The organism is Achromobacter sp. EG18, assembly GCF_059759395.1.
Map to the genome: position 1 here is coordinate 3,379,945 of NZ_CM186213.1, position 26,268 is coordinate 3,406,212.

Genomic DNA, 26,268 nt, shown 5'->3' on the forward strand with positions numbered 1-26,268 from the left:
GCTAGAACGTCGCCTTCAGGTTCAGGAACACGTTGCGCGGCTCGCCGTAGTACACCTGGTTGGCCACGCCGCCCAGGTAGTACTTCTTGTCGAACAGGTTGTTCACGTTCAACTGCGCCGACAGGTGCGCGCTGAAGTCGTAGCGCGCCATCAGGTTGAAGATCGCGTAGGCCTTCTGCTTGGCGATGACGCTGCCCTCGTCCAGCTCCACCTTGCTGTAGGTGCTGATCTGCCAGTTGGCGCCGCCGCCCAGCGTCAGCCTGTTCCAGGCCCCGGGCAGGCGATAGGTGGTGAACAGCGTGGCCGAGGCGCGCGGCCGCTCGGTATTGACCGACACGCCGTGCGCGTCGCGGCTGGTGTAGTAGGTGCCACCCAGCGTGGTGTTCCAGCCCGGCGCCAGCTGGCCGGTCAGCTCCATTTCGATGCCGCGCGTGGTGACGCCGTCGGCCGTCCGGTAGGCGCCATCGGTCGATCCCGGCACCACATAGCCGGGATCCGGCACGGCGGTCTTGGTTTCCTTCACCTTGAACAAGGCCAGCGACGCATTGAGCCGACCGTCCAGGTATTCTCCCTTGACGCCGATTTCGTAGTTCTGCCCTTCGACCGGATCCAGGTAGTTGCCGTTGCGGTCGCGGTAGTCCTGCGGCTGGAAGATGTCGGTGTAGCTGGCGTACGCGGAATAGGTGCGGTCCAGGTCGACCACCACGCCGGCATAGGGCAACAGGCGCGCATCGCGCTGGTCGCGGGTGGGCGACCGCGACTTCCACGAGGCGTGGCGAGCGCCGGTGATGAGCGTCACGTCGTCGGTCAGCGACCAGCGCGCCGCGCCATACACGCCACGCTGGTGCGTGACGGTGTCGCGCAGCGTCGAGGCCCCCCAGGCCGGCTCGGGATAGGAACCGTCCCAATCATAGAACGAGCCGGTGTCCGCCATCGATGCGGGCCGCGCGTAGCTGTAGAAGTCCTCGCTGTAGCGGCTGCGCGAGGCGCCCAGCACCAGTTCGTGACGCCGGCCCAGCAACTGGAACGGGCCCTTGACCTGCAGGTCCAGCGCGGTCTGCTGCGCATAGGAATTCCAGTACCCCGGGAAACCGGTCCAGCCGGCGCCGCTGGCGCGATCGGGCTTGCCGCTGAACCACAGCAGCTTGGCGTCGTACTTGCTCTTGCGCTGCGACCAGGCGAGCCGCGCCTCCCAATCGTTGTCGAAACGGTGCGTCAGCGTCGCGAAGGCCGTGCGCTGCGTCGTGTGCCAATAGGTCCAGTCGGCCGCGCTGCTCTTGGAGCGGCGCCAATCGGTGGGCGTGCCATCGCTGAACACCACCGGCAGGCCGCCCCAGGTCGATCCGCGCGGCCGCTTGTCCTGGTAGTCCATGCCCACGCTCAGTTGCGTGGCGGACGTCAGATCGGCGTCGACCACACCGTAGAACACCTTCTTGTCGGCGCGATAGCGATCGATGTACGAATCGGACTTCTGGTACAGCGTCACCATGCGCGCGCGCACGGTGCCCGCCGCGTTCAGCGGCGTGGTCAGGTCCGCCGACCCGCGATACTGGTTCCAGGACCCCATGCCGGCGTTGACCTCGCCGGTGAATTCACGGCTGTTGGCGTGCTTGCGCACCAGGTTGATCGAAGCCGAGGGGTTGCCCGCGCCAGTCATCAGGCCGGTCGCGCCGCGCACCACCTCGATGCGGTCATAGATGATGGAATCGTTGTTGGACTCGCCATACATGGACAGGCCGATCGTGGTGGGCACGCCGTCGTACTGAAGGCTGTCGATGTAGAAGCCGCGCGACCAGAAATCGGTGCGGTCGCTGTCTTCGGAAACCACCTGCACCCCGACCACGTTGCCCATCACCTCGTCCAGCGAACGCAGGTTCTGGTCCTCGATGCGCTGGCGCGTCACCACGGTGACCGACTGCGGCGTTTCGCGCAGCGACAACGACAATCCGGTTGCCGCCGCCGTGGCGGGTGTGGTGTACGAGCCGGTGCCCTCGGTCACGGCCGGGTCGCCCGCACCCAGCACCGTCACGGGCGCCAGGCTGGCCACTTCGCCTTCCCGGGTCAGGACGATGCTGTCGCCCTGCCAGCGATAGCCCACGCCCGAGCCCTGCAGCAGGCGCGCCAGCGATTGCTCCGGGCTGGCGGTCATGCGCAGGCCCGACGTGCGCAGGCCGGCCACCAGTTCAGGCGCATAGAACACGCGCTGGCGCGTCTGCGCGGCCCACTGCAACAGCGCCTCGTCCAGCGGCATGGCGGCAATGTCCACCGCCACCGCGGACGCCCGCGGCCCGGCGGCGCCGCAGACACCCGTCGCCAGGGCCAGCGACAGCATCAGGGAAGAAAGAACGATACGGGGCGTGGCGCGCGCGCGGCGCCTGGAGAAAGCATTCACGATCAGCGGCGGTTTCGGTTCAGGAACAGGAGGAAAGCCTTCTTGCAAAGGCAGGGCGCGGCGCGCCTTCATTCCTAGAACGATGCCGAGGCGAAAAAACCTGAATGGCGGGGACGATTATTTTGTAACGCCTAGCGCGGTCACGTCGATGACGCCGGATGCCGAAGGCGTCAGCTTCACCGGCGCCACCGCCGGTAGCGCCTCAAGCAATGCTTCGGGCCGGTCCAGGCTGAACGAGGCCGATACCCGCAGGCGTCCCGCCTTGCTGTCGGCCACCCGCAGCGGCGTGGCCAGGTAGCGATTCATCTCGCTCACCACTTCGGCCAGCGGCGCATTCCGGAACACCACCCTGCCCGTCTGCCAGGCCAGCGCCGTCTCGACGTCGGCGGGCGCCGGAACACCGATGGCGCCGCTGCCCGGCACGCGGATGCCGTGGCCATCGCGCAATACCGCCAGCCCCAGGTTCCACCAATGGCCGCCGGTCACTTCCACCGTGCCGGAGCGCACCAGCACGGTGACCACGTCCTCGTCGCGCCGCACGTCGAACACCGTGCCGGTCACGCGCACGTCGCCGCTGCCGGCGCGCACGATGAAGGGCCGTTCCGCTTCCGGACTGACGCTGAAGAGGATTTCACCGCCTTGCAGTTCGACCTCGCGGCGGCCGGCATAGAACTTGACCTCGGCCAGCGTGCTGCCGTTGATCTCGAGCACCGAGCCGTCGGGCAGGGTCACCTGCTTGCGTTCTCCGCGGTCGGCCCCCACCACGATGGTGTAGGTCGGCGCCTCGCCCGGCAGGCTCCACCAAGCGACCAGCGCCACCAGCGCCAGCACCGCGCAGGCTAAGGCGATGCGCAGCGGCGCGGCGATGCGCCGGCGGCCCGGGCGAGGCGGCACCGCGCCGCCCAGCAGGTCGCGCACGCGGTCGGGCGGCAACTGCGCGGCGGCGTGTCCCAACTGCTGCATGCGGTCGAACTCGCGCGCCGCGTCCGGCTGCTCGCGCCGCCAGCGCGCGAATGCGCGCCGCTCGCGCCGCGTCATGTCGCCCGAATGCCAGCGCGCGAACCACCAGGCGGCGCTGGCGGGCTGGCGCGGGTCATCGGCATCGCGGGAAAAGGACTCGGTCATCGTCGGTGGCCGTCCACGCCGGAACGCGGACATGAAGTGAACAGGAACGGCGTCATGGATTGTGTTCGCGCAGGCGTTCCCGCACGTGTTGGATCGCTCGCATGACGTAGCGTTCAATCATATTCTTGGACAGCCCCATGCAGGTGGCCACCTCGGCCTGGGTCCAGCCTTCGATGCGGTTCAGGACGAAGGCCTGGCGGCACTTGGGTGGCAGTTCGGCCAGCACCCGCGCCAGGTCGTCGGCCAGCCGCGCGGCGCGAACCGGTGACTCGGGATCAGCTTGCACCGGCTGGTCGCGCTCGTCCAGTTCATCCAACGGCACGTGCTGCTCGCGATGCTGGCGGCGCCAGCGGTCGATCAGGCGGTGTCCGGCCACCTGGAACAGATAGCCGCGCGCCTTGGCCGCCACGCTGGCGTCGGCGTTGAGCAGGTGCTCGATGGCGTCGTGCGCGGCGTCCTCGGCGTCGTGCCGGTTGCCCGAGCGGCGGCTCCAGGCGCCGATCAGCTCGTCATAGCAGGCGAGCCATCCGGGACGGGACGAAGCGGGGCGGGACATGGATCGATCCGGTGGCGTAGTGTGGCAACGCTGCGGATTTTACAAATAATTCTCATTCCCGCAAGAATGCCTGGCGCTCCCGCTGTTGCCGGCGCCGAGCGATTGCCACTAGTAGTCCATCGGCACGTGGCTCTGCGCCGCGCGCAATTCCTGGATGTGGCGCTCGGCCTCCTGCCTTTCGGCGGCGGGTGGCAAGGCCCGCCAGCTCACCATATTGCCCGGCGTCTTGGCCGGCATCCAGCCCAGGACGCTGTACAGCGTGATCGCGGTGCCACCCGTGTCCAACCGCGTTTCGTAATAGCCCTGCCGTTCCGGCGTCTTGTCGCCGGGCACCCACTCCAACTGCGACATCGTGTCTCCCTCTGGGTCTAGCCTGTCATGAAGCCGCGGCGCCCGCCCAACCCGGGCTTGCGTCCGATCGTAGCGCGCCGCCGTCCTCCTGATATGCGCACGATGCGCCGGCTTTTCATTTCTTGACAGAGGGGAATCCCTAGGATTTTTTCCTCACACGATTGCTAAGCCGGGAACTCAGGCGCTAGGATGCGGCAAAGGATTCTTACAAACCCGGGACGGCCGCAGCGCCAGCTCCCGGGGCGGGCCCTCCTTCGGCAGCGGGCTTTTTTGGGCGATACCGGTATGTCGACATCAAGGTTCATGCGCTATCCGAAAGACCGGTTGGCGGCCCTGGCCAGCGCCAGCGCGCTACGCGCCATCCGCGAGGGACTGCTCTGGACGATGCCCTGCCTGCTGGTGTCCGCGCTGTTCCTGGTGCTGTCGGTGGTAGCCGGGCAGGCCGGCCTGCCCGCGGGCGTGGTCGAAAGCCTGGCCGCCGTGCACGCCAGGCTGAACGCGATCATGCCGTTGCTGGTGGGCACCTCGGTCGGCTACATGCTGTCGATCCGCCATCGCGTGCCCAACCTGCCGGCGGCGTTCCTGTGCCTTTCGTACGTGGTGATCGCCGAGGCACTGCTGGCGCCCCATCCCCACGCCGCCGCCACCCTGATCCTGAGCCTCGCCATCCTGCTGCCGCTGGGCTGCGTGCCGCTGCTGGCGTGGCTGCACCGGCGCCACTGGACCCGCCTGGCGCCCGACGGCCTGATCGGCGAAAACGTGCGCGGCACTCTCAACATGGTGATACCGGGCGTGCTGACCGCCGCCGCCGTGGCGCTGGCGATCAGCGCCTTGCTGCGGATTCCCGGCGTCGCGCGGTTCGACATTCCGGTGGACCTGGCCTCGCTCGAAAGCCCCTTCACCATCGGGCCGGCGATCGCCGCGCTCAACTCGATCTTCTGGTTCTTCGGCATCCATGGCTACCATGCGATGTCGCCCGTCATCGACGTACTGGACCAGGCCACGGCATTGAATGCCGCCAGCGCCGCGGCCGGCTACCAGGGCATGTACGCCTTGAACGGCAGCCTGCTCGGCGCCTTCACCTTCATCGGCGGCGCCGGCGCGACACTGTCGCTGGTGGCCGCCATCCTGCTGTTCTCGCGCAGCGAATCGCTGCGGCTGCTGGCGTTGGCGAGCATTCCCGTATCGCTGTTGAACGTCAACGAAATCCTGCTGTTCGGCCTGCCGCTGATCCTCAACCCGCGCCTGCTGCTGCCGTTCATCCTGGCGCCGGTGTGCAACGTCCTGATCGCGTTGACGGCGGTGCAGCTCGATTGGATGCCGCCAGCCACCGTCACGCTGCCGCTCACTTCGCCGGTGCTGCTCAACGCCTATCTCAGCGCCGGCGGGCACCTGGGCGGCGTGATCCTGCAGGTGGCGCTGATCGCGCTGGGCACCTGCATCTACGCGCCCTTCGTGGTGGCGCTGGAACGCCAGCGCAAGGCCGACGCCACCGTCTACTTCAAGTCGCTGGACACCACATTCCCGCGCCTGCAGGAGGAATCGCTGCTGTTCGCGCACGACCCGGTGGTCTCCACCTATGCCAACCGCGCGCGCCGCAGCGCCGAGATTTCCCGTATCCGCGCCATCAGCGAATACGACTTCTACCTCGAATACCAGCCGCAGGTGTCATTGCGTGATGGCCGCTGCACCGGTTGCGAGGCGCTGCTGCGCGCCACCGGCCCGGAAGGCATGCAGCAGGCGCCGCTCGAATTCCTGCGCTGGCTGGCGCAGGCGGACTTGATGCGCGAGGTGGATCTGTGGGTGGCCAAGCAGGCGGTGCTGCAATGCCACGCCTGGCGCAAGGCGGATTTCGCCCTGCCGCTGACCGTCAACGTCACGAGCGGCACGCTGACGTCGGAATCGTATCTGGACAAGCTCGTCAAAGTGCTGGAACAGGCCCGCGGGCAGGTGTCGGTGGAACTCACCGAGGACGCGCTGGTCGAGGACGCGCAGGCCCTGCACAAGGCGTTCGACCGGCTGCACGGCATCGGCTGCAGAATCTATATCGACGATTTCGGCACCGGCTATTCGGCGCTGAGCTACCTGCACCAGTTCGAAATCGACGCGGTCAAGATCGACCGCAGCTTCGTGCTGGCGCAGGGCAGCGAACGCGGCGCCCAAGTGATGAGCGGCCTGCTGCGCTTCTGCGAAGCGCTGGACCTGCAGATCATCGTCGAGGGCGTCGAAACGCCGGAACAGATCTCGGCGCTCGAATCGAGCGCCGAGATCATCGTGCAAGGCTGGTTCTACAGCAAGGCGCTGTCCGGCGACGACATGATGGAATTCGCACGGCGGCGCCCTCCAGCCGCCGCGTCCCGCGGCAGCGCCGCCGTCACTTGATGCCGATGAACGGCAGCGCCGCGCCCGGCACCTGGGTCGCCGGCAGTACGCCGTCCCATTTCTCGACCGCGTTCAGGCTGACCAGGTTGGTATTGGCGGCCAGGGCCTCGGCCTTGGCGCGGATCGATGCGGCCTCGGCTTCGCCGCGCATGCGGATGCCGTCGGCCTCGGCGGTGAACTGCTGGCGGCGCGCGTCGGCCTCGGCCTTGGCCTTGACCACCTGGATCTCGGCGTTGATCATCGCCGTTTCCTTCTGCTGGCGCGTGGTCTCGATCTGCACCTGGGCCAGCATGCGCTGTTCGATCGAATGTTCGTAGGCCTGCGAGAAGCCGACTTCCTCGATCTGCACGCCCACCACCTGGACCGGCGCGCCTTCCATGGTCTTGAGCACGGCGTTGTTCACGTCCAGGCCCAGCTTCTGGCGTTCCTGGATGGCGCGCACGGCGGTGTACTGTCCGAACACGTTCTTGACCGCGTCCGGCGTCTTGCGTTCGAGCACGCGCATCTGCAGGTTGCTGATGGTGCCGTATTCGGAATACAGCTCGGCCACATGCTCGGGCGGCACGCGGTAGGTCACCGACACGCGCAGCGTGGCCGGTTGCTGGTCATAGCTGTAGGCTTCCAGCTTCTCGAACACGAAAGTGTGGTCGCGCACCGACACCGTCATCACGTTGTCGATGAAGGGCGTCTTGAAGTCCAGGCCCGGCTCGGACACGCGCACCAGTTTGCCGTTGCGCAACACCACGCCGCGTTCGCCCTGGTCCACCTGGAACCAGGAACCGAACGCGAGGCACAGGATGAGCACGAACAACACGCCCGTGCCGATAGCCAGCTTCAGGCTGCGCGGCTTGACGGACTTGACGATCTGAAGGTCGGTCGGCTTCACTTGGAGTCCCTTTCTGATTTATTGCGTTTGCGGTCCGAGAGCACGGCGGCGATGCCGCGCGCGAGCAAATAGGCGACCACGGCCGCCCCCACCAAGATCAGGAAATATCGCACCTGGCATTCCCCCCCGGAATAGAAGCGAGCGATTCTAGCCCGAGTCAGCGGCGCGAAAGGTTACGGTTGTTGCAATAAGAAAAACCGCTTGCCAATGGAGATGGCGCGCGTTCCAGCGTTGCGGTACGCTGCATGGACCTCAACTCCGGGTTCCCATCATGCGCCGCTCGATCGCCATCTTCGTGACCGCCTTGGCCTGTACCACCATCCTGGCCCCCGCCTGGTCGGCGCCGCCGGAAAACCGCGGCAAGCCCGATCATGCCGGCAACGACAACGGCAAGGGCAATGGCAAGGGCAATGGCAACAGCGGCAAGAACAAGGGCAACGGCAAGGATGCCGACACCAACGTCAGCGTCACCTTGACCACCGCCGGCATCAGCATCTCGACCGCGCGCGGCTATGCGGTGCAGGCCGGCGCCACCGGCTATGGCTCCCTGCCGCCCGGCATCCGCAAGAACCTGGCGCGCGGCAAGCCGTTGCCCCCGGGGATCGCCAAAAAGATGGTGCCCGGCCCGATGCTGGCCCGGCTGCCGGTGCATCCCGGCTATGAATGGCGCGTGGCCGGCAATGACCTCATCCTGATCGCCATCGCCACCGGCATCGTCGCCGACGTGCTGGCGAACGTGTTCGACTGAAGCGCGCCGGCTGGCCGCCAGGCTAGTCGTAGTAGGCCAGGCCCAGCCGCGCCAGATCGTCCGGATAATCGAAGTAGGCTTCGTCCAGCTCATGCAGGCGAGCCTGCTCGGCCTCGGTCATGGCGCCGTAGATGTCGTTCAGCTGGATCATCTCGGGCGCGGCCTCGAAACGATCGACCAGGCCACGCATGTCCGCCAGGATGGCGCGCGTACGCGCCGCGCCGATCTTGCCAAGCGCCAGCAGCGCCAGTTGGCAGGTCGGATCGCCCCAGTTGCACAGGAACTGCATGAAACCGCCGTTGTTGATGTCGGCTTCCATGCGCCACAGCGCAACCAGTTCCTGCTCGCGCTGCGGCAGGCTGTCCAGCTTCCAGTCCACCGCCCGCAGCGCCGCCAGCGCACTCTCGTAATGCGCGTCCCACAACAGGTCGCGCACGTTCAGCATGCCCGCGGCCGAAGGCGCCAGCAGCGCGGGCCACACCACGCCATGGTCGTCGTCCACCAGTTGCCATTGCGCGCGCTCGGCCGGGCTGGCCTTCTCCAGCCGGATATGGCGCCGGATCGGCTCGCGCAACGTGCGGCCGTCGACCAGCGTCAGCAGGATGTGGGTCTCGGTCAGCGCCAGATGGCGGATGCGGTGGTCGGCGGACATGCGGTGTCTCGAAGCGTAAGCGAAAGGGATGGGGCGCGCTGAAAGATAGCGGATCGCGCCGCGGGCGTCGAGCCGAGGCGCGCTCGTTTATCGTTCCTAGCATCAGGCCGCACACTGTTACGCCCGCGCCAGGGCTATCTGCTACCGTAAAGCCTGCCCCGGGCCCGGCCCGCGCGCCGCGTCCGCCATGTCCTCACAGGGAGATCGACAATGCCGCGCCCCTCCGCGTCCACGCCCCTGATCGGCGTGATCCCGCCTTATGTTCTGGACCGCCTGGCGCAGCACGCCGATGCGCGCGTAAGCATGCCGGCCGTCAAGACGCTCATCATCGACCAGCAGCAGCGCGGGCTGCGTGAAATGGCCGTGCCACCGCCCCGCGCCCAGGTCGCGGCGCCGCGCCAGCCATCGGCCGCCGGCACACCGCGACGCGCGGTGCACGACGCGGCCAACACCACCACCCTGCCCGGCAAGCTGGTGCGCGCCGAAGGCGCGAAGGCCAGCGGCGACCCGGCGGTGGACGAAGCCTATGAGCACCTGGGCGCCACCTACAAGCTGTTCCACGACGTCTACCAGCGCGACTCGATCGATGGCGCCGGCCTGCCGCTGGTGGGCACCGTGCACTACGGCGAAGACTACGACAACGCCTTCTGGAACGGCACGCAGATGGTGTTCGGCGACGGCGACGGCGAGGTGTTCAACCGCTTCACCGTGGCGGTCGACATCATCGGCCACGAACTCACCCATGGCGTCATCGACAGCGAAGCGGCGCTGGCCTACCAGGGCCAGTCCGGCGCGCTCAACGAATCGCTGTGCGACGTGTTCGGCGCGCTGGTCAAGCAATACGCCCTGGGCCAGGACGCCAGCGACGCCGACTGGCTGGTGGGCCAGGGCCTGTTCCTGCCGAAAGTGCGGGCCCGCGCGCTGCGCTCGATGGCCGAGCCGGGCAGCGCCTATGACGATCCGGTGCTGGGCAAGGACCCGCAGCCGGCGCACATGAGCGGCTACGTCGATACGCCGCAGGACAATGGCGGCGTGCACATCAATTCGGGCATTCCGAACCGCGCCTTCTACCTGGCCGCGACCGCGCTGAAGGGACCGGCCTGGGAAGTGGCCGGCCGCATCTGGTACGACACCCTGCGCGACAAGCGGTTGCGCCACGACGCCGACTTCGTCACGTTCGCGCGCCTGACGCTGGACGTGGCGCGCGGCGCGCACGGCGACGCCGCGCACAAGGCCGTGGCCGGCGCCTGGGCGGCGGTGGGCATACAGCCATGATCGACCTGCCCCCGCTCGAATTCGCGCTGCGTGTCAGCCTGACGCGCGAAGGCGGCCTGGCCTACCTGCCCGGCCTGGCCCGCACCCGCAGCATCGACCTGACCGACTGCCCGCCCGGGCTGCGCCAGGAGGTCGGCGAAGCCTTGCGCCGCACCGCCCCGCTGGTCACGCCGGACTGCCGCGCGCAGGGCGGCGACCAGCGCTACTTCCATGTGGAACTGGTGTTCCGCGACCCGGCCAGCGGCGATACCGCCAGCCTCACGTTCGACGTGCCCGAGGCGCAGGCGCCCGACGTCCTGGTGCGCCTGTGGCGCACCCAAGCCGGCGGCTAGGACGACGCGCCAGCGCGCCCGGCATGCGCCGGCCTCACTCCGCCGCGCGCTGCGTCGCCTTGGCCGGGTGGGGCCGGAACTGGCCGATCTGGATCGCGCGGCCCGCCAGCAGGCCGCAGCCCGCCATCGCCAGGCACAATGCGGCGCACAGCCCGAGCGCCGCCGACCAACCACCCAGCCGGTCGTGCATGGCGCCGACCAGCGCGGGTCCGGTGGCGGCGAACAGGTAGCCCACGCACTGTGCCATGCCCGACAGCGCCGCCGCCTGCTGGGCATGGCTGGCGCGCAGGCCCACGAACATCAGGCCCAGAATGATGCCGCCGCCCGTGCCCAATCCGAGCAGCACGATCCAGAGCGTGGCCCAGCCCGGCGCCGCGATCAAACCAACGAACGCCGCCAGCGAGGACGCCGCCGAGCAGAACGCGGCGGCGCGCTGGTCCCTCATGCGTCGCACCACCGGCGCCAGGAACAGCGCCGGCCCGGCCGACATCAACTGCAGCAGCCCGTGCAGCGAGCCGGCGCGCTCGGCCGTATAACCCGCGTCACGCAGGATCGCCGGCAGCCAGCTCACGCCGACGTAGAACACGAAGGAATTGATGCCCAGGTACAGCGTCACCTGCCAGGCCAGCGCCGAATGCCACAGCCGGCCGCCGTGCGGCGCGTGCGCGGTGGACGAAGCCGGCGGCGTATGGTTGGCCAGCTGCGGCAGCCACAGCAGCACGCCGGCCACGGGGATCACCAGGAGGCACAGCGCCGAGAAGCGCCAGCTGCCTCCCGCCAGGCTGGCCAGCGGCACAGCCAGGGCCGAGGCGGCGCCGGCCGCGATGCTCATGGTCAGGACATACGCCGAGGTCAGCCCCGCCACGCGCTGCGGAAAGTCGCGCTTGAGCAGGCTGGGCAGCAGCACGTTGCCGATGGCGATACCCGCGCCGATCACTGCCGTGCCCGTATACAGGGCCCAGGCCTGGCCCTGGCTGCGCAGCACGATGCCGCCGCCGATCAGCAGCAGCGCCGCGAACAGGGTGCGCTCCAGCCCGTAGCGGCGCGCCATGCCCGCCGACACCAGCGAGACGACGGCGAAGGCCAGCAGCGGCAGCGTGATCAGCATGCCGGCCGCGGTATTGGATAGGCCGAGCTGCTCGCGGATCAGGCCGACCAGCGGCGGCATGCCCGTGACCGGCGCGCGCAGCGCCATGGCAATGAAGAGGATGCCCACGATCAACAGGACGGGGCGCTGGGAAGCGGGGGAGGAAGCGGAAGGAGTCATGGCGCCAGCTTAGAGAAAGCCGGCCCTGCTGAATTTCGAGATAATGACAAAATATCCTCAAATCCAGCCAAGCCCACGCCGCGCCTATGTATCCGCCGCAAGCTCACAGCCCCTACTTCGATCCCGACACCCCCGCGCAATGGACGTACGCCATGCGCGTGGACGCGGCCCCCAACGAGCACGAATCGCCCACCCATCGCCATCGGATGGGGCAGCTGGTGCTGTCGCTGCAAGGCGGGGTGACGAGCTTCGTGCCGCAGGGCCTGTGGATGGTGCCGCCGCGCTGCGGCGTCTGGATCCCCGGCGGCGTGCCGCACAGCAACCGCGTCACCGACAACGGCCGGGTCTGCTTCCTGTTCGTGCCGGCGGACACGCCGGGCCTGCCGACGCAATGCTGCACGCTGGCGATCACGCCGCTGGTGCGCGAAATGGTGGCACACCTGGCCGACCTGGCACCGGCCGACACCGCCCTGCCCGCCAACCGCCGTCTGGCTGGGGTGCTGGTCGAGCAGTTGGCGCTGATGCCCACGGAACAGCTGCACCTGCCCCTGTCCGACCACCCGCGCCTGCGCGAGATCGCCGCGGCGCTGCGCACCGATCCGGCCGACCGCAGCACGGTGGCCGAATGGGGCCGCCGCATGGCCATGAGCGAACGCACGCTGGCGCGCCTGGTGCAGCAGGAGGTCGGCATGAGCTTTGGCCGCTGGCGCCAGCAGATGCATATCGTGATGGCGCTGCAGCGGCTGTCGTCCGGCGTATCGGTGCAACGCACCGCCGAAGACCTGGGCTACGAATCGGTCAGCGCCTTCATCACCATGTTCCGCAAGACGCTGGGGCAGACGCCGGCGCGCTATTTCGCCGACAAGGCGTAGGCTCCGTTTGCACGGGAACCCGCGGCACGCGCCTGGCGGCGCACCGCGTCAGTTGCGGGGGCCCGCCACCAGGAACAGGCGCGGGAAAGGCAGCAGCACGGTGCCATCGGCCAGCGCCGGATAGGCGCGCGCGATCTCGTCGTGGTAACGCGCCAGGAAGGCCGCCTGCTCATCGGCATCCAGCTTGTTCAGGTAGGGCCGCAGCGCCGTGCCCTTGAACCATTCCACCACCGCCTGCGCATCCGCCAGCGGATGCATGTAGGTCGTGCGCCACACATCCAGGCGGCCGCAATGCGGCTTGAGCAGCTCGTAGTACCAGGCGGCGCTGTGGCGCGGCGGGTGCTTGACCCCGCCTATCTTGCCGGCCCAGGGGCCGTCGGCGGCGACCTGGCGCGCCAGCTTGTGCGCCGGCTCTTCCAGGTTGTCCGGCGTCTGCACCGCCAGGCTGCCGCCCGGCGCCAGCTTGCCCACCAGGCGCGGATAGAGGGTCGCGTGATCGGGCACCCACTGCAACGCGGCGTTGGCCAGGATCACGTCGTACCGGCGCGGCGGATTCCAGGTTTCGATGTCGGCCAGTTCGAACGCGATCGACGGCAGGCGCTTGCGCGCCGCCTGCACCATGTCGTCGGAACTGTCCATGCCGGTCACGTCGGCCTGCGGGTAGCGGGCGGCCAGCACCTCGGTGGAGTTGCCGGGGCCGCAGCCCAGATCCACCGCGTGGCCGACCTGTTCGTTCGGCAGGGCGGCAACCAGGTCGCGCACCGGGCGGGTGCGTTCGTTTTCAAAGGCGGAATACTGTCTGGCGGACCAGGTCATGGCGGCTCCTTGCGTGGGTCTGGGTACGTTCCGCACTCTACGCCGCGTCATTCCATATGACAAATATATATAGGGCTATACATTCATATTTACTGGATATGTCTACACCCTGTCAGAATGCGACTATTCCCCCCATCCGGAACCCGATCAATGCCCCCGCAACTGGTCCTGTTGCCCGGCATGGACGGCACCGGCGATCTGTTTGATCCGCTGCTGTCCGCGCTGCCCCCCGCGCCGCCGCCCGTGGTGCTGCGCTATCCCGCCCGCGAGCCGCTCAGTTACCCCGCGCTCGAACAGCGCGTGCGCCAGGCCCTGCCCGCGCAGGCGCCCTTCGTGCTGCTGGCCGAATCCTTCTCGGGACCGCTGGGCGCCGCCATTGCCGCCGCGCCGCCGCCAAACCTGCGCGGCCTGATCCTGTGCGCCTCGTTCGTGCGCGCGCCGCATCCCCGGCTGGGCCTGGCGCGGCCGCTGGCCAACTGGCTGCCGGTCACACTGCTGCCGCGCGCGGTCCTGCATCACCTGTTGCTGGGCGCCCATGGCACGCCGGCGCTGCGCGCCGCGCTGGACCGGGCCGTCGCGCAGGTGGCGCCCGCCGTCATGCGAGCCCGCCTCCAGGCCGTGATGGCCGCCGACCAACGCGCGGCATGTGCCGGCGTGCGCCTGCCGCTGTTATACCTGCAGGCGCGCCACGACCGCGTGGTGCCGCCCGCCGCCGCCACGCTGGTCAGGCAATTGGCGCCGCAGACACTCCTGGTCGACATCGACGCGCCGCACTGCCTGTTGCAGGCCGCGCCCGAGGCCGCCGCCGCGGCCATCGCCGGCTTCCTGCGCACGCTCGACCCGGCCCCCGCCGCCGGCGCATGAGAAAGAACCCCCACGCCGCGCCTTCGGCATCCCGCCCCTCCGAGGGGGCTGTTTCACCTTGAGACGGCTCGGCAAAAAAAAAGGGCCCGCCATGGGCGGGCCCTCTGCTCTTGCCGGGCTTACTCGGTCTTCAGCTCAGGCTGCGATGCCCCCGAGCGGGTCTTCCACAGCGAGAACAACACCCCGCCGCCGATCAGGCCGAAGGTCACCGACAGCGACACCACGGCGGGAATCTTGCCGATGAAGCCGACCAGGAAGATCTTCGTGCCGATGAACACCAGTACCAGCGACAGCGCGTACTTCAGGTAGTGGAAGCGATGGATCATCGCCGCCAGCGCGAAGTACAGCGCGCGCAGGCCCAGGATCGCGAAGATGTTGCTGGTGTACACGATGAACGGGTCGGTGGTGATGGCGAAGATCGCCGGCACCGAGTCCACCGCGAACAACAGGTCCACGAACTCGATCAGCACCAGGGCCAGGAACAGCGGCGTGGCCCAGCGCACCGTCTTGCCCGTCGCGGTGTCCGGCTCGCGCACCCAGAAGGCGTTGCCGCGCAGTCCGTCCGTGACGCGCATGCGGCGCTTGAGGAACTTCAGGATCGGGTTGGTGGCGATGTCCGGCTCCTGGTCGGCGATCATCCACATCTTGATGCCGGTGAACACCAGGAACGCGCCGAACAGATACATCAACCAGCCGAAGTTGCTGACCAGCGCGGCGCCCAGGCCGATCATGATGGCGCGCAGCACGATCACCCCGAGGATGCCCCAGAACAGCACGCGGTGCTGGAACTGGCGCGGGATGGCGAAGAAACTGAAGATCAGCGCGATCACGAACACATTGTCCAGCGACAGCGATTTCTCGATCAGGAAGCCCGTGTAGTAGGCCATGCCGCTGGCCGGGCCCATCTGCCACCAGACCCAGCCGCCGAACAGCAGCGCGGCGGAAATGTAGCCGGCCGACAGCAGCAGGCTTTCGCGCACGCCGATCTCGCGGTCTTCCTTGTGCAGCACGCCCAGGTCGAAGACCAGCAGGGAGATGACGATGCCGATGAACAGCAGCCAGCTCCAGGCCGGCGTGCCGGCGAAGTCGGCTTGTAGAAATGAGAGCAAGGCTTCCATGATGTTCCCGCTTGTGTGTGAAGGCCCTCATGATCCGGATACCGGGCAAACGGAGAAATCAGCCTGAAAGTGAGTTATGGTTCGAAAAAACCGAAGTGAAACCATCATGCTCAATTACCGCCATCTGTACTACTTCTGGATGGTCGCCAAGGAAGGCGGCTTCTCGCGCGCCGCCGAGCGGCTCGACATGGCCATCCAGACCATCAGCGCCCAGGTGCGCGAGCTGGAAAAGAACCTGGGGCACCAGTTGCTGAGCCCGGCCGGGCGCGGCGTGGCCTTGACCGATGCCGGCCAAGCCGCCTTCGCCCGCGCCGAAGAGATCTTCCAGATCGGCCAGGAACTGCCCCAGGAGGTCCGCGCCGCCGCCACCAAGCCGGTGATACGGTTGTCGGTGGGCCTGTCGGACGGCATTTCCAAACTGGCCGCCCACGCCTTGCTGGGGCCGGTGCTCGACACCCCGGACCTGCGCCTGACCTGCCACGAGGGCGAGGTCGAGGAACTGCTGGGCGAACTGGCGCGCCACCACCTGGACCTGGTGCTGGCCGGCCAGGGCGCGCCCGCCAACCCCAACCTGCGCCTGACCAGCGACCGCCTGGTGTCCTCGCCGGTGGACTGGTACGGCCCGGCGCGGCTGGTGCGCAAGGCCGATACGCTGGACTTTCCGCGCTGCCTGGAGCGCCTTCCCGTCCTGTTGCCCACCGGTCATTCGGTGTTGCGCCAGACGCTGGACCGCTGGTTCAATGAGCAGGGCGTGCGTCCCAACGTGGTCGGGGAATTCGAGGACAGCGCGCTCATGTCGGTATTCGCGGCGCGCGGGTTGGGCGTCTTTCCGCTCAGCCGCCTGGGCGGCGGCGACGTCGGCCTGCTGCGCGGCCTGCGGCCGCTGGCGCGCTGCGACAGCGTGCACGAGGAAATCCACGGCATCCGCAACCGCCGCGGGCAGCACCACCCCCTGGTGCAACGCATCCTGGCGCATGCCAAGACTTCGGTTTTTTCTTAATTATTGTCACAAAGACGCTGGTTTTTCAGAAGCTGTTTCCGCTCTATCGTGGCGTTTCTTTCGTGAATCACCGGAGTACCACCGCAATGAAGAAAATCATCTGGATCGCTTTCGCCGTGCTGGCGGCGCTATGGACCGGGCTGGTCGCCATCACGCTGCAACTGGCGGACTGGGTGCTGGCGACCATCGCCTCGACCCAGGTGCCGGGCGCCACGGCCATCGGCTCGGCGCAGTGGGAAGCGCCCGCCTGGGCCGCGCCCTGGGTCGACGCCGGCCTGATCCAGTCGCTGCAGTCCGGCCTGGTGTGGCTGGTGGACCTGCTGAACCAGATCCTGCCCGCCGCGGGCAGCCTTGGCACCTGGATCTCGGTGCTGGGCTGGCTGTTCTGGGGCTTCATCATGGCCGCGCTGCTCATCCTGGCGCTGATCCTGCACTGGCTGGCGGGCAAGCGCCCGCAGGGCGACGGCTCCGGCCGCCAAGTGGTGTAATAAGGCGGGCAACGCGGCATCCCGGCGCGCTGCCTCCTTACAGGAGCGTACCGTGCCGTCCCGATTCCTTCGCGCCGCCATCCTGCCCGCCGCCTTCGCGGCGCTGGCGCCCGCCCATGCGGGCACGGCGCCATATGGCATCGACGTCTGCACGTTGAGCGGCACCTCGGGCCAGTACAGCGTGCGGGTACGCAATACCGGCTCGGCGCCACTGGCGCGCGCCGACATCACCGGCGTGCGGCTGGACGGCGCGGGCCGGGCGCAGGGCGACATCGCGGTGAGCCTGACCGCCATCCCCCCCGGCAGATACGAAACCGCCATTCTGGCTCGCCACGGGGAATCGGCCGCGCTCGTCAGCATTGCCACCTACCGCGTCGTCGATGGCGTCGAAACCCGCCAACAGGAATTGTTCGCCGGCAAGGTCGCTCACGTATCGCCCGGCTCGGCGCTCCAGTACACGCTGGCGCCGCTCGCCGTGCGCGGCTGGACAGTGGCCTACGGTGGCGCCAACGCGCCCCGGCTGGAGCCGGGCAGCGCCGTGCTGCTGGCCTATCCCGCTCGCGGCGGCAAAACGGTCGACAGCCGGCCTGAGGCGGGCCGCAGCCCGACCGAAGTCACGCCGCTCAAGCCTTGCGTGGTGCCGCGCGGCCGATAGCGCCTCGGGCCAAGGCCGCGGCCCGTCGGCCGGGACGCGCCGGCGTCCAGGCGCGCGACCCGCCCGGGGCCGAACCACACGAAAAGAGGCCCCGCCCCGGGGGTCAGGTGCCGTTCAGCAGATCGCGCTCGTTCAGCAGCGCGTAGACGATCTCGGGTTTGTTGTCGAAGCCGCGGCGGATGGCGGCCGGGATTGACGAGCGCGTCTTGCGGCACAGGCCGGGCTGTTCATCGAGCTGGATGGCGATGCCGCGCGAGGTACGGACCTCGTTGTCGCTGGGAACGATGCGCACCACGATGCCCAGTTGCGCCTGCATGCGGCCCTGCATCGCGCGCAGGTCTTCCAGGCTGGTGATGTTCTCGAGCCGCGCCACCAGGCGCTTTTCCTCTTCCTTGGTGAGCCGCAGGATGCGCACGTCCGCCGCGGGGTCGGCCAACAGCCGATCGCGGTCGCACATACAGGCGCCCGGCGGGCATTCCTGGCGGATGGGGAACGGGAGATTCATGGGACGCGCATCGCAATGCTATCCATCGATTCTACCCAGGAACGGGCCGCTGCCGCGATTGAATCGCCGGCGCGGTCGGGCATAATGCGCCGAGACGAAACCTCGGAGACGGTGCCTTGAAGACGATCCTGCTCGCGGCCTTGCTGATCGGCGTCAGCGCCAACGTGCACGCGCGCGATCATGCATACGCCATCAAATCCGGGCTGCGGGCGGTGGCGACCATCGAGGGCACGACCGAACAGCGCATCAGCGTGCGCGTCGGCAAGGGCGCGGCGCAAGAGATCGCCCGCCTGGATGACGAAGCGGTCGACTATTTCGAAACCCCGGACATCGACCACGACGGCTATCGCGACCTGGCGATCGGCCAGAGCGGCGGTGGCGGCCAGGTCCATGCCCGCCTCTTCCTGTATCGTCCCCAGGAACGCCGTTTCCAGGAAATCCAGCATCCGGCGCCCGAGACCAGCCCCTGCCACCGGTTCGTCAACCCGGTGTTCGACGCGCAGCGTGCCGCGTTCTCGGTCGGGTGCCGCTACGGCGCCGACAGCATGGGCACCGAGGAATACGTGTTGCGCGCCAACGGAACGGCGCGGCCGGAACGCTGGACCACGCAGGCGCTGTTCGACCTGGAAGACAAGCCGTTCGAGTTGAGCTACGGCTTCAACGAAGACGGTACGGTTGCGCGCATCCAGATCGATGGCGAAGGCTCGCCGCTGGACGGTGACAGCCGGGTGCCCTTCGACCGGATCGACCTGTACGACGCGCCCGACGTGAAGGCGTTATCGACCCAAACCGCCAAGGCCGGTGATCGTCTCGACGTGGTCGCGCTGCGCCCGCAATGGCTGCAGGTGCGCTACCCGGCGGGCGGGGCGGACGCGCCCCTGAAGTGGGTGCGCTACGCGGACCTGAAAATCGACAAATATGCCTACGCGCCGCAACAACGCATGCCCATGCGCGGACTGTCGTTGTCGGTGCGCGGCCACCTGGGCACGCAGCTCTACGAAGCCGGCGGCCGCTTCACGCTGCATGTGACGAACCTTGGCCCGGACGCCGCGACACTGGCGTCGCCGCGCATCTGGCTGCTGTTCACGGATGCGCAGGGGCGCCGCACCTTGCAGCCCTTGTACCCGCGCGCGCCGGTCACGCTGGCGCCGCCGCCCAATCCGGCCGACGCCACGCAGGCCTCCCCCGCCTATGCCGGCGACGCGCAGCGGCCCGCGCCATCCGCCGCCGCTGCGCGCCACGTTGCCGACTGGGCCGACGACCCGGTGGTCTGGCGTCCGGGCGAAGACGGCAAGCCGGCCTACCAGGTCAACGCCGGCAATGGCCGCTATGTGCCCTTCTTTCCGGACCTGGCGCCAGGCCGCTATCGCCTGGCCGTGGCGCTGACCGACCCGGGCTCGCTGGCGGAACCGGTCTATTCCAACCAGATCGAGGTCGACCTGCCGTTCCCCAAGCGGCCCTGAACGCCGATTCCGCATGAGCGCATTCCGCCCTTCCCGTTCACATCGCGGCGCGGCCGCGATCATCGCGCGCACGGCCATCGCGCTGGCCACCTGCGTGTTGGCGGCCGCGGCCGCGCTGGTGGCGGCCGGCCTGCTGGCCGACGATGCCGATGCCGACATCGCCGTGGTGCTGGGCAACACCGTCGCGGCCGACGGCAGCCCCTCGGCGCGCCTGGCGGCGCGGCTGGACCGGGCCTACGATTGCTATGCCGCCACCCGCTGCCGCGAGATCTTCGTCAGCGGCGGCATCGACCCGACGGGCCGCGACGAGGCGGCGGCCATGCGCGCCTACCTGGAAGCACGCGGCGTTCCCGCCGACCGCATCGTCACCGACAGCGCCGGCGCAGACACCTGGGCCACCGCCCGCCACGCCAGCGCCTACATGCGGACCCGCGGCTACACCCGCGCCATGGCCGTCACGCAATACTTCCATGTGCCGCGCACCCGGCTGGCGCTGCATCGCCACGGCGTCGCCGAGGTCAGCGCGGGATACCCCCGCTACGCCGAAGCGCGCGACCTGTATTCGATCCTGCGCGAGCTGCCGGCCATCGCCTGGTACGCGGCGCGGCCGCTATAGTTCCCTTTCCCCTCATCCCCCGACGCTACCGTGCATATCTTCCACAACCCCGTCCACGGCAGACACGATGGCCGCCACGAAATGTTCCGCGGCAGGCTGGTGCCCTGTCACGAAACCCCGGCGCGTCTGGAGTACGTGCTGGACGCCCTGCGCCAGCGCGGCATCGGCACGCTGCAGACGCCGGCCGCGCCCGACCTGGACCTGATCCGGCGCGTGCACAACCCGCGCTACGTCGACTTCCTGCAAGGCGCCTGGGCCGACTGGGTCGCGCTGGACCCGGCCAACGCCGAGCTCGACATCCTGCCCTCGGTGTGGCCGGTGCGCGGTTTCCGCCACGACATCTCGCCCAGCAACTTCGCCGCGCGCGTCGGCCTGTTCTCGTTCGACAGCGGCAGCCCGCTGACGGCGGGCACCTGGGAAGCCGCCGTCGCCGGCGCGGCCTGCGCCATCGACGCGGCGCGCGCGGTCTCCCGCGGCAACGGCTCCCGCGCCGCCATGGCGCTGACGCGCCCGCCCGGCCATCACGCCGGCGCCGACTTCTTCGGCGGCTATTGCTTCCTGAACAACGCGGCCCTGGCGGCGCAGGCGCTGCGCGAGGCCGGCGCCGAACGCGTGGCGGTGCTGGACATCGACTACCACCACGGCAACGGCACGCAGAGCATCTTCTACGAACGCGGCGACGTGCTGACCGTGTCGGTGCATGGCGATCCGACCACCGAATATCCCTTCTTCCTCGGCTATGCCGACGAATCCGGCCAGGGCGCGGGCCTGGGCGCCAACCTGAACCTGCCGCTGGCGGCGGGCACCGACTTCGCCGGCTGGAGCGAGGCGCTCGAACGGGGCCTGGCCGCCATCGACCGCTTCAAGCCGGACGCGCTGGTGATCGCGCTGGGCGTGGACACCTACGAAGGCGACCCGATCTCGAAATTCAAGCTGCGCAGCGCCGACTATCTGCAAGTGGGCGCGCGCCTGGCCCGGCTGGGCCTGCCCGCGGTGTTCACCATGGAAGGCGGCTACGCGGTGGCCGAGGTCGGCGTCAACGTCGCCAACGTGCTGGAAGGCTACGCCGGCTGAGCGCCGGCCGCCATCCGCCGCCACACGGCCTCGACCGCGGCGCGCGCGTCGCTGCGGTCCTTGAACGCCAGGATCGATACCTCGATGTCCCAGGCGCGGTTGGCCAGCGGCGCGAGGTCGGCGGCCCCCAGGCGCCGCAGCGCGCTGTCCGCCAGCCAGGCCACGCCCAGGCCCTGCGCGGCCATATCGCCCAGCACGTCCGACATCTCGGCTTCGAACAGGCGCACCCCGTGCAGGGGCTCCGGCCCGCTCTCGATCGCCGCATCGATCAGGCGCGCGAAATAGACGCTGGGGGAATACATCAACAACGGCACCGGTCTGTCCATGGTGCCCGGCAGGTCCAGTCCCTCGCGCTCGACCAGGCCGCGCGCCGCGTACGGCCGGATCAGCTCGCGCCCCAGCGTCAGGCAGTCGTAGCGCGACAGGTCCAGCGGCAGCGGCTGCGCCACCTGGTGGAAACAGATCAGCAGGTCGGCCGCGCCCGAGGTGAAGGCCGATACCGTGTCGTGCACATTGCCGGTCTGCAGGCTGCAGCTGAGTTGCTGCCCCGCGCTCCAGTCGCGCCACCAACCCGGCAGGTGGGTCGTGGCCAAGGCATAGGAGGTCGCCAAGCGCAGCTGGTTGCGCGCCGGCACCGCGGCGATGCCCGCGCGCGCCTCGACCAGCTGGTTGACCAGTTCGATCGCCGCGACGCGGAAGCGCTCGCCCGCCTCGGTGAGCTGGGTCGGAAACGCCGAACGGTCGATCAGCCGCGCGCCCGCCCAGTTCTCCAGGCTCTGGATGCGGCGGCTGAACGCCGCCTGCGACAGATTGCGGGCCTCGGCCGCGCGCGTGAAATTGCGCAGCTCCGACAAGGTGATGAAGTCCTGCAGCCACCGGGTATCCATACCACTCCTTGCGCGATTCGCATGGGCCATGCGCGCCATGCATGGCGGCGCATGCGTACTTCGCATTGGACGTCCGCGCCGCGCCCCCGGACACTGTGTCCGCCGGTTCCGCATTGGAACCTGCCCGCATTGAAACCTGCCTTTTGCCGGAGTGTAAACATGGATCAAACCCTGCGTGCGGCGGCCCGCGAATACCTCATCCGCTACGGCGGCGACACTTTCCCGAACCTGTTCAAGTCGGCCAAGGGCACGGTGGTGCGCGACGACACCGGCCGCGAGATCCTGGACTTCACCTCGGGCCAGATGTGCGCCACCATCGGCCACAACCACCCGGCCATCGTCGACGCGGTGCGCCGCGCCGGAGAAACCGCCTTCCACTTTTTCAGCGGCATGATCCCGGAATCCGTCGCGCAACTGGCCGCGACGATGGCGCGCGACTGGATGCCGGCCGGCATGACCAAGTCGATCTTCGTGAACACCGGTTCCGAGAGCAACGAAATCGCGCTGCGCATGGCCAAGATGCACAAGAGCGGCTTCGAGATCCTGGCGGTGGGCGGCTCGTGGCATGGCGTCACCAGCGGCGCCGGCTCGGTCTCTTACGCCAGCGACCGCAAGGGCTACGGCGTGCCGCCGGCCGGCGTGTTCGTCATGCCCGAGCCGAACTCGTATCGCCCCTACATCGCCGGCCTGGACGCCGAGCAGTCGGCGCTGGCCTGCCTGGAGATCGGCCTGAAGATGTTCGACATGGCCTCGGCCGGCCGGCCCGCGGCCATCATCGTCGAACCGGTCATCAGCGCCGGCGGCGTGCTGGTGCCGCCCAAGTCCTACATGCAGGCGCTGCGCCGTGCCGCCGACGCGCGCGGCATGCTGCTGATCTTCGACGAGGCGCAGACCGCCTTCGGCCGCCTCGGCTGCCGCACCGGCTCGGAACACTTCGGCGTCACGCCCGACATCATCAGCGTCTCCAAGACCCTGGGCGGCGGCCTGCCGCTGGCAGCCACCATCACCACGCCCGCTATCGAACAGGACGTGCACGAGAAAGGCTTCACCTTCTACACCAGCCACGTCTCGGACCCGCTGCCCGCCACCGTCGGACTGGCGGTGCTGGAGACGCTGCAACGCGAACAACTGCTGGAGCGCGCCCGCCGGCAGGGCGACTACCTGCGCCGCGGCCTGCTGGAATTGCAGCAGCGCCACGAAGCCATCGGCGACGTGCGCGGCCTGGGCCTGCTGCTGGGCGTGGAACTGGTGCAGGACCGCGACACGCGCGAGCCCTATCACGCGCTCGGCGCCCTGACCACGCAGCGCTGCTTCGAACTGGGACTGTCGATGAACATCCGCCGCCGCCCCGAACGCGGCTCGGTCTGGCGCATCGCGCCGCCGCTGACCGTCAGCAACGACGAGATCGACCGCGCCATCGCCATCCTCGACCAGGCCCTGACCGAAAGCCTGGACCAGATCGCCAAGCCCCGCGCGCTGAGCGCCTGAGCCGTCCCACCCTGGCGCCGGGCCGGGCCCGGCCGGAGAATGCAATGCCGATATTCCGAACCGCGGCCGGCGCCCTGGCGCTGGCCACCGTCACCGGCCTGGCCCACGCCGGCCCCACCCTCGATACCGTGAAGAAGCGCGGCTACGTGCAGTGCGGCGTGTCCACCGGCATCCAGGGCTTTTCCTCGCCGGACAGCAAGGGCAACTGGCAGGGACTGGACGTGGACATGTGCCGCGCCATCGCCGCCACCGTCTTCAACGACGCCAGCAAGTTCCGCCTGACGCCATTGACGACGCAAGCGCGCTTCACCGCGCTGCAATCGGGCGAGGTCGACGTGCTGACGCGCAACGTCACGCCGACGATGGCGCGCGACACCACGCTGGGGCTGATCAGCACCGGCGTGAACTACTACGACAGCCAGGGCGTGATGGTGTCCGCCAGGCTCGGCGTCAGGAAACTCAAGGAACTGGACGGCGCCACCATCTGCGTGCAGCCCGGCACCGTGACCGAGCTCGACCTGGCCGACTGGTTCCGCGCCAACGGCCTGAAATTCAAGCCGGTGGTGATCGACAAGTACGACGAGATCGTGCGCGCCTTCTCGGCCGGCCGCTGCGACGCCTTCACCTCCGACAAATCGCAGCTGGCCGCCTCGCGCACCACGCTGGAGCACCCTGACAACTACGTGATCCTGGACGAGAATATCGCCAAGAGTCCGCTCGGGCCGATGGTGCGCCAGGGCGACGACAACTGGTTCAACGTGGTGCGCTGGACGCTCAACGCCATGCTGGAGGCGGAAGAATTCGGCGTGACCTCGGCCAACGTCGACAGCCAGCTCAAGAGCACCAACCCCAACGTGCAGCGCATCCTGGGCGTGACGCCGGGCATGGGCAAGAACCTGGGGGTGGATGACAAGTGGGCCTACAACATCGTCAAGCAGGTCGGCAATTATGGCGAGAGCTATGAACGCAACCTGGGCATGGCCAGCGCCATGAAGCTGCCGCGCGGCCTGAACGCGCAATGGCGCGACGGCGGCCAGATGTATGGTTGGCCGGTGCGCTGACGCGCGCAAGCCGCGCCGCGGGCCGGGGTCCGAACCCCGACCCGCGGCGTTTTTTTTCAGTCGCGCGTTTCCAGCGCCTTGTTGATCCGCAACGCCAGCAGCGTGCAGGCCGTGCCGGACAGCAGATAGATACTGACCGCCACCAGCCCGAAGCGCGCCGACAGCCCCAGCGCCACCAGCGGCGCGAAGGCCGCGCCCACCAGCCAGGCCATGTCGGTGGTCAGCGCCGCCCCGGTGTAGCGGAAACGCTTGCTGAAGTTGGCCGTCACCGTGCCGGACGCCTGGCCGTACGACAATCCCAGCAGCGCGAAGCCGATCAGGATGAAGGCGTCCTGCGCCTTGGGGCTGCCGCCCAGCAGCCACGGCGTGAACAACGCGAACACGCCGATCAGCGCGGCCAGCAGGCCGAGCGTGGTGCGCCGGCCGATGCGATCGGCGATCCAGCCCGAGGCGATGGTGCCCAGGATGCCCAGCCCCGCGCCGATGATCTGCACGATCAGCACGTCGGGAATCTGCTGCGTCGCGCTGACCGCGATCCACGATAGCGGAAACACCGTCACCAGATGGAACAGCGCATAGCTGGCCAGCGCCGCGAACGCGCCCAGGAACAGGTTGTAGCCCTGCTCGCGCACCATCTGCCCGGTGCTGATGGGCTCCAGCTCCCCTTCTTCCATCAGCTGGGTGTATTCCTCCGTCACCACCAGCCGCAGCCGCGCGAACAGGGCCACCACGTTGATGGCGAAGGCCACGAAGAACGGATAGCGCCACCCCCACTCGATGAAGTCGGCCTCGGTCAGCGTCACGTGCAGGAACAGGAACAAGGCGCTGGCGATCATGAAGCCGATGGGCGCGCCCAGCTGTCCCAGCATCGCGTACCAGCCGCGCCGCTTGGGCGGGGCATTCAGCGCCAGCAGCGATGGCAGGCCGTCCCAGGAGCCGCCAAACGCCAGGCCCTGCAGGCAGCGGAACACCGCCAGCAGCACGATGGCGTGCGCGCCGATGGCTTCATAGCCCGGCAGGAACGCCATCCCCACCGTGGCGGTGCCGAGCAGGAACAGCGCAATGGTGAGCTTGGTGCCCCGCCCCCAGCGCCGCTGGATCGCCATCGATACCGCGGTGCCGATGGGACGCGCGATGAACGCGAACGAGAAGATCACGAAGGCCCACAGCGTGCCTTCCAGTTGCGGCTCGAAGGGAAAGAACACGCGCGGAAACACCAGCACGCAGGCAATGCCGAAGACGAAGAAGTCGAAGTACTCGGAAGCGCGGCCGATCACGACGCCCACCGCGATCTCGCCGGGCGCCACCTTGGCGTGACTGCCCGTTGCGCCTGTCGCGCCCGGGCTCGGCAAAGGAGACGCGTGGCCAGGGTACTGCGTGGTGGTCGCCATGTGA

26 protein-coding genes are annotated in these 26,268 nt (G+C 68.6%); 14 read left to right on the plus strand and 12 right to left on the minus strand.

Annotation, left to right across the window (positions count from 1 at the left end):
• Position 1: 1 nt before the first annotated feature.
• The 4 genes from fhuE to AC6CR5_RS15495 form a co-directional block, all read right to left on the minus strand.
• On the minus strand, positions 2-2,464 hold the full coding sequence (gene fhuE / locus AC6CR5_RS15480) for a ferric-rhodotorulic acid/ferric-coprogen receptor FhuE (protein ID WP_498084689.1): 2,463 nt from the start codon (positions 2,462-2,464) through the stop codon (positions 2-4).
• A 45-nt stretch (positions 2,465-2,509) separates the two neighbouring features.
• A complete protein-coding gene (locus AC6CR5_RS15485; protein WP_498084690.1) occupies positions 2,510-3,517 on the minus strand; it encodes a FecR family protein in 1,008 nt (335 codons plus the stop codon).
• Positions 3,518-3,569: 52 nt separating this feature from the next.
• A complete protein-coding gene (locus AC6CR5_RS15490) occupies positions 3,570-4,073 on the minus strand; it encodes an RNA polymerase sigma factor (protein WP_006387396.1) in 504 nt (167 codons plus the stop codon).
• Positions 4,074-4,181: 108 nt separating this feature from the next.
• Positions 4,182-4,424: a hypothetical protein gene (locus tag AC6CR5_RS15495; RefSeq protein ID WP_020926541.1), complete on the minus strand. Its 243-nt coding sequence runs from the start codon at positions 4,422-4,424 to the stop codon at positions 4,182-4,184.
• 303 nt (positions 4,425-4,727) lie between these two features.
• Here AC6CR5_RS15495 and AC6CR5_RS15500 point away from each other — a divergent pair, with 303 nt between their 5' ends.
• On the plus strand, positions 4,728-6,806 hold the full coding sequence (locus AC6CR5_RS15500; protein ID WP_202730375.1) for an EAL domain-containing protein: 2,079 nt from the start codon (positions 4,728-4,730) through the stop codon (positions 6,804-6,806).
• Here AC6CR5_RS15500 and AC6CR5_RS15505 read toward each other — a convergent pair.
• Positions 6,799-7,692, minus strand: coding sequence for a prohibitin family protein (locus tag AC6CR5_RS15505; protein ID WP_020926539.1), 894 nt, complete (start codon positions 7,690-7,692; stop codon positions 6,799-6,801). The two genes, AC6CR5_RS15500 and AC6CR5_RS15505, sit on opposite strands and share 8 nt — an antisense overlap.
• A 271-nt stretch (positions 7,693-7,963) precedes the next feature.
• Here AC6CR5_RS15505 and AC6CR5_RS15510 point away from each other — a divergent pair, with 271 nt between their 5' ends.
• Positions 7,964-8,440, plus strand: a complete 477-nt coding sequence (locus AC6CR5_RS15510; protein WP_058665809.1) for an anti-virulence regulator CigR family protein — start codon at positions 7,964-7,966, stop codon at positions 8,438-8,440.
• A 22-nt stretch (positions 8,441-8,462) separates the two neighbouring features.
• On the opposite strand, the gene AC6CR5_RS15515 is transcribed toward AC6CR5_RS15510, so the two are convergent.
• Complete coding sequence (locus AC6CR5_RS15515) at positions 8,463-9,092, minus strand: DMP19 family protein (RefSeq protein WP_238920006.1); 630 nt, start codon at positions 9,090-9,092, stop codon at positions 8,463-8,465.
• Between the two features lie 210 nt (positions 9,093-9,302).
• Here AC6CR5_RS15515 and AC6CR5_RS15520 point away from each other — a divergent pair, with 210 nt between their 5' ends.
• Together AC6CR5_RS15520 and AC6CR5_RS15525 are read left to right on the plus strand one after the other, a co-directional pair.
• Positions 9,303-10,367, plus strand: coding sequence for a M4 family metallopeptidase (locus AC6CR5_RS15520; protein WP_054497223.1), 1,065 nt, complete (start codon positions 9,303-9,305; stop codon positions 10,365-10,367).
• Positions 10,364-10,699, plus strand: coding sequence for a protealysin inhibitor emfourin (locus tag AC6CR5_RS15525; protein WP_269877528.1), 336 nt, complete (start codon positions 10,364-10,366; stop codon positions 10,697-10,699). The genes AC6CR5_RS15520 and AC6CR5_RS15525 overlap by 4 nt, the downstream gene beginning before the upstream one ends.
• 34 nt (positions 10,700-10,733) lie before the next feature.
• On the opposite strand, the gene AC6CR5_RS15530 is transcribed toward AC6CR5_RS15525, so the two are convergent.
• On the minus strand, positions 10,734-11,966 hold the full coding sequence (locus AC6CR5_RS15530) for an MFS transporter (RefSeq protein WP_269877526.1): 1,233 nt from the start codon (positions 11,964-11,966) through the stop codon (positions 10,734-10,736).
• An 86-nt stretch (positions 11,967-12,052) separates the two neighbouring features.
• Here AC6CR5_RS15530 and AC6CR5_RS15535 point away from each other — a divergent pair, with 86 nt between their 5' ends.
• On the plus strand, positions 12,053-12,838 hold the full coding sequence (locus tag AC6CR5_RS15535; RefSeq protein WP_269877524.1) for an AraC family transcriptional regulator: 786 nt from the start codon (positions 12,053-12,055) through the stop codon (positions 12,836-12,838).
• 48 nt (positions 12,839-12,886) lie between these two features.
• On the opposite strand, the gene tam is transcribed toward AC6CR5_RS15535, so the two are convergent.
• A complete protein-coding gene (gene tam, locus AC6CR5_RS15540; protein WP_238920009.1) occupies positions 12,887-13,654 on the minus strand; it encodes a trans-aconitate 2-methyltransferase in 768 nt (255 codons plus the stop codon).
• A 150-nt stretch (positions 13,655-13,804) separates the two neighbouring features.
• Between tam and AC6CR5_RS15545 the strand changes: the two genes are divergently transcribed.
• Positions 13,805-14,518 (plus strand): serine aminopeptidase domain-containing protein, encoded by a 714-nt coding sequence (locus tag AC6CR5_RS15545; protein WP_020926530.1) that lies wholly within the window; start codon positions 13,805-13,807, stop codon positions 14,516-14,518.
• A 119-nt stretch (positions 14,519-14,637) separates the two neighbouring features.
• Here AC6CR5_RS15545 and AC6CR5_RS15550 read toward each other — a convergent pair whose 3' ends face one another.
• Positions 14,638-15,636: a TerC family protein gene (locus AC6CR5_RS15550; protein ID WP_020926529.1), complete on the minus strand. Its 999-nt coding sequence runs from the start codon at positions 15,634-15,636 to the stop codon at positions 14,638-14,640.
• A 106-nt stretch (positions 15,637-15,742) separates the two neighbouring features.
• Between AC6CR5_RS15550 and AC6CR5_RS15555 the strand changes: the two genes are divergently transcribed.
• The 3 genes from AC6CR5_RS15555 (at position 15,743) to AC6CR5_RS15565 (ending at position 17,779) form a co-directional block, all read left to right on the plus strand.
• Positions 15,743-16,636 (plus strand): LysR family transcriptional regulator, encoded by an 894-nt coding sequence (locus AC6CR5_RS15555; protein ID WP_498084691.1) that lies wholly within the window; start codon positions 15,743-15,745, stop codon positions 16,634-16,636.
• Between the two features lie 86 nt (positions 16,637-16,722).
• Positions 16,723-17,124, plus strand: coding sequence for a hypothetical protein (locus AC6CR5_RS15560; protein WP_006387382.1), 402 nt, complete (start codon positions 16,723-16,725; stop codon positions 17,122-17,124).
• Between the two features lie 52 nt (positions 17,125-17,176).
• Positions 17,177-17,779 carry a hypothetical protein gene (locus AC6CR5_RS15565; RefSeq protein ID WP_006387381.1) on the plus strand — a complete coding sequence of 201 codons (603 nt, stop codon included), beginning with the start codon at positions 17,177-17,179 and terminating at the stop codon, positions 17,777-17,779.
• Between the two features lie 103 nt (positions 17,780-17,882).
• On the opposite strand, the gene AC6CR5_RS15570 is transcribed toward AC6CR5_RS15565, so the two are convergent.
• Positions 17,883-18,284, minus strand: coding sequence for a hypothetical protein (locus AC6CR5_RS15570; RefSeq protein WP_006387380.1), 402 nt, complete (start codon positions 18,282-18,284; stop codon positions 17,883-17,885).
• A gap of 116 nt (positions 18,285-18,400) precedes the next feature.
• On the opposite strand from AC6CR5_RS15570, the gene AC6CR5_RS15575 reads away from it, so the two are divergent.
• The 3 genes from AC6CR5_RS15575 to AC6CR5_RS15585 are packed head-to-tail and all read left to right on the plus strand — an operon-like array spanning position 18,401 to position 21,437.
• Positions 18,401-19,747 (plus strand): hypothetical protein, encoded by a 1,347-nt coding sequence (locus AC6CR5_RS15575; RefSeq protein WP_437262598.1) that lies wholly within the window; start codon positions 18,401-18,403, stop codon positions 19,745-19,747.
• 13 nt (positions 19,748-19,760) lie between these two features.
• Positions 19,761-20,363 (plus strand): YdcF family protein, encoded by a 603-nt coding sequence (locus tag AC6CR5_RS15580; protein ID WP_172999923.1) that lies wholly within the window; start codon positions 19,761-19,763, stop codon positions 20,361-20,363.
• Positions 20,364-20,393: 30 nt separating this feature from the next.
• The gene (locus tag AC6CR5_RS15585) at positions 20,394-21,437 is read left to right on the plus strand and encodes a histone deacetylase family protein (protein ID WP_172999924.1); all 1,044 of its coding nucleotides are present in this window, start codon (positions 20,394-20,396) and stop codon (positions 21,435-21,437) included.
• On the opposite strand, the gene AC6CR5_RS15590 is transcribed toward AC6CR5_RS15585, so the two are convergent.
• Positions 21,425-22,324, minus strand: a complete 900-nt coding sequence (locus AC6CR5_RS15590) for a LysR family transcriptional regulator (protein WP_020926523.1) — start codon at positions 22,322-22,324, stop codon at positions 21,425-21,427. The two genes, AC6CR5_RS15585 and AC6CR5_RS15590, sit on opposite strands and share 13 nt — an antisense overlap.
• A 159-nt stretch (positions 22,325-22,483) precedes the next feature.
• Between AC6CR5_RS15590 and AC6CR5_RS15595 the strand changes: the two genes are divergently transcribed.
• Together AC6CR5_RS15595 and AC6CR5_RS15600 are read left to right on the plus strand one after the other, a co-directional pair.
• On the plus strand, positions 22,484-23,812 hold the full coding sequence (locus tag AC6CR5_RS15595; RefSeq protein WP_054513562.1) for an aspartate aminotransferase family protein: 1,329 nt from the start codon (positions 22,484-22,486) through the stop codon (positions 23,810-23,812).
• A gap of 44 nt (positions 23,813-23,856) precedes the next feature.
• Positions 23,857-24,873 (plus strand): amino acid ABC transporter substrate-binding protein, encoded by a 1,017-nt coding sequence (locus tag AC6CR5_RS15600; RefSeq protein ID WP_054473058.1) that lies wholly within the window; start codon positions 23,857-23,859, stop codon positions 24,871-24,873.
• 56 nt (positions 24,874-24,929) lie between these two features.
• On the opposite strand, the gene AC6CR5_RS15605 is transcribed toward AC6CR5_RS15600, so the two are convergent.
• The gene (locus AC6CR5_RS15605) at positions 24,930-26,264 is read right to left on the minus strand and encodes an MFS transporter (RefSeq protein ID WP_150101304.1); all 1,335 of its coding nucleotides are present in this window, start codon (positions 26,262-26,264) and stop codon (positions 24,930-24,932) included.
• Between the last annotated feature and the right edge of the window lie 4 nt (positions 26,265-26,268).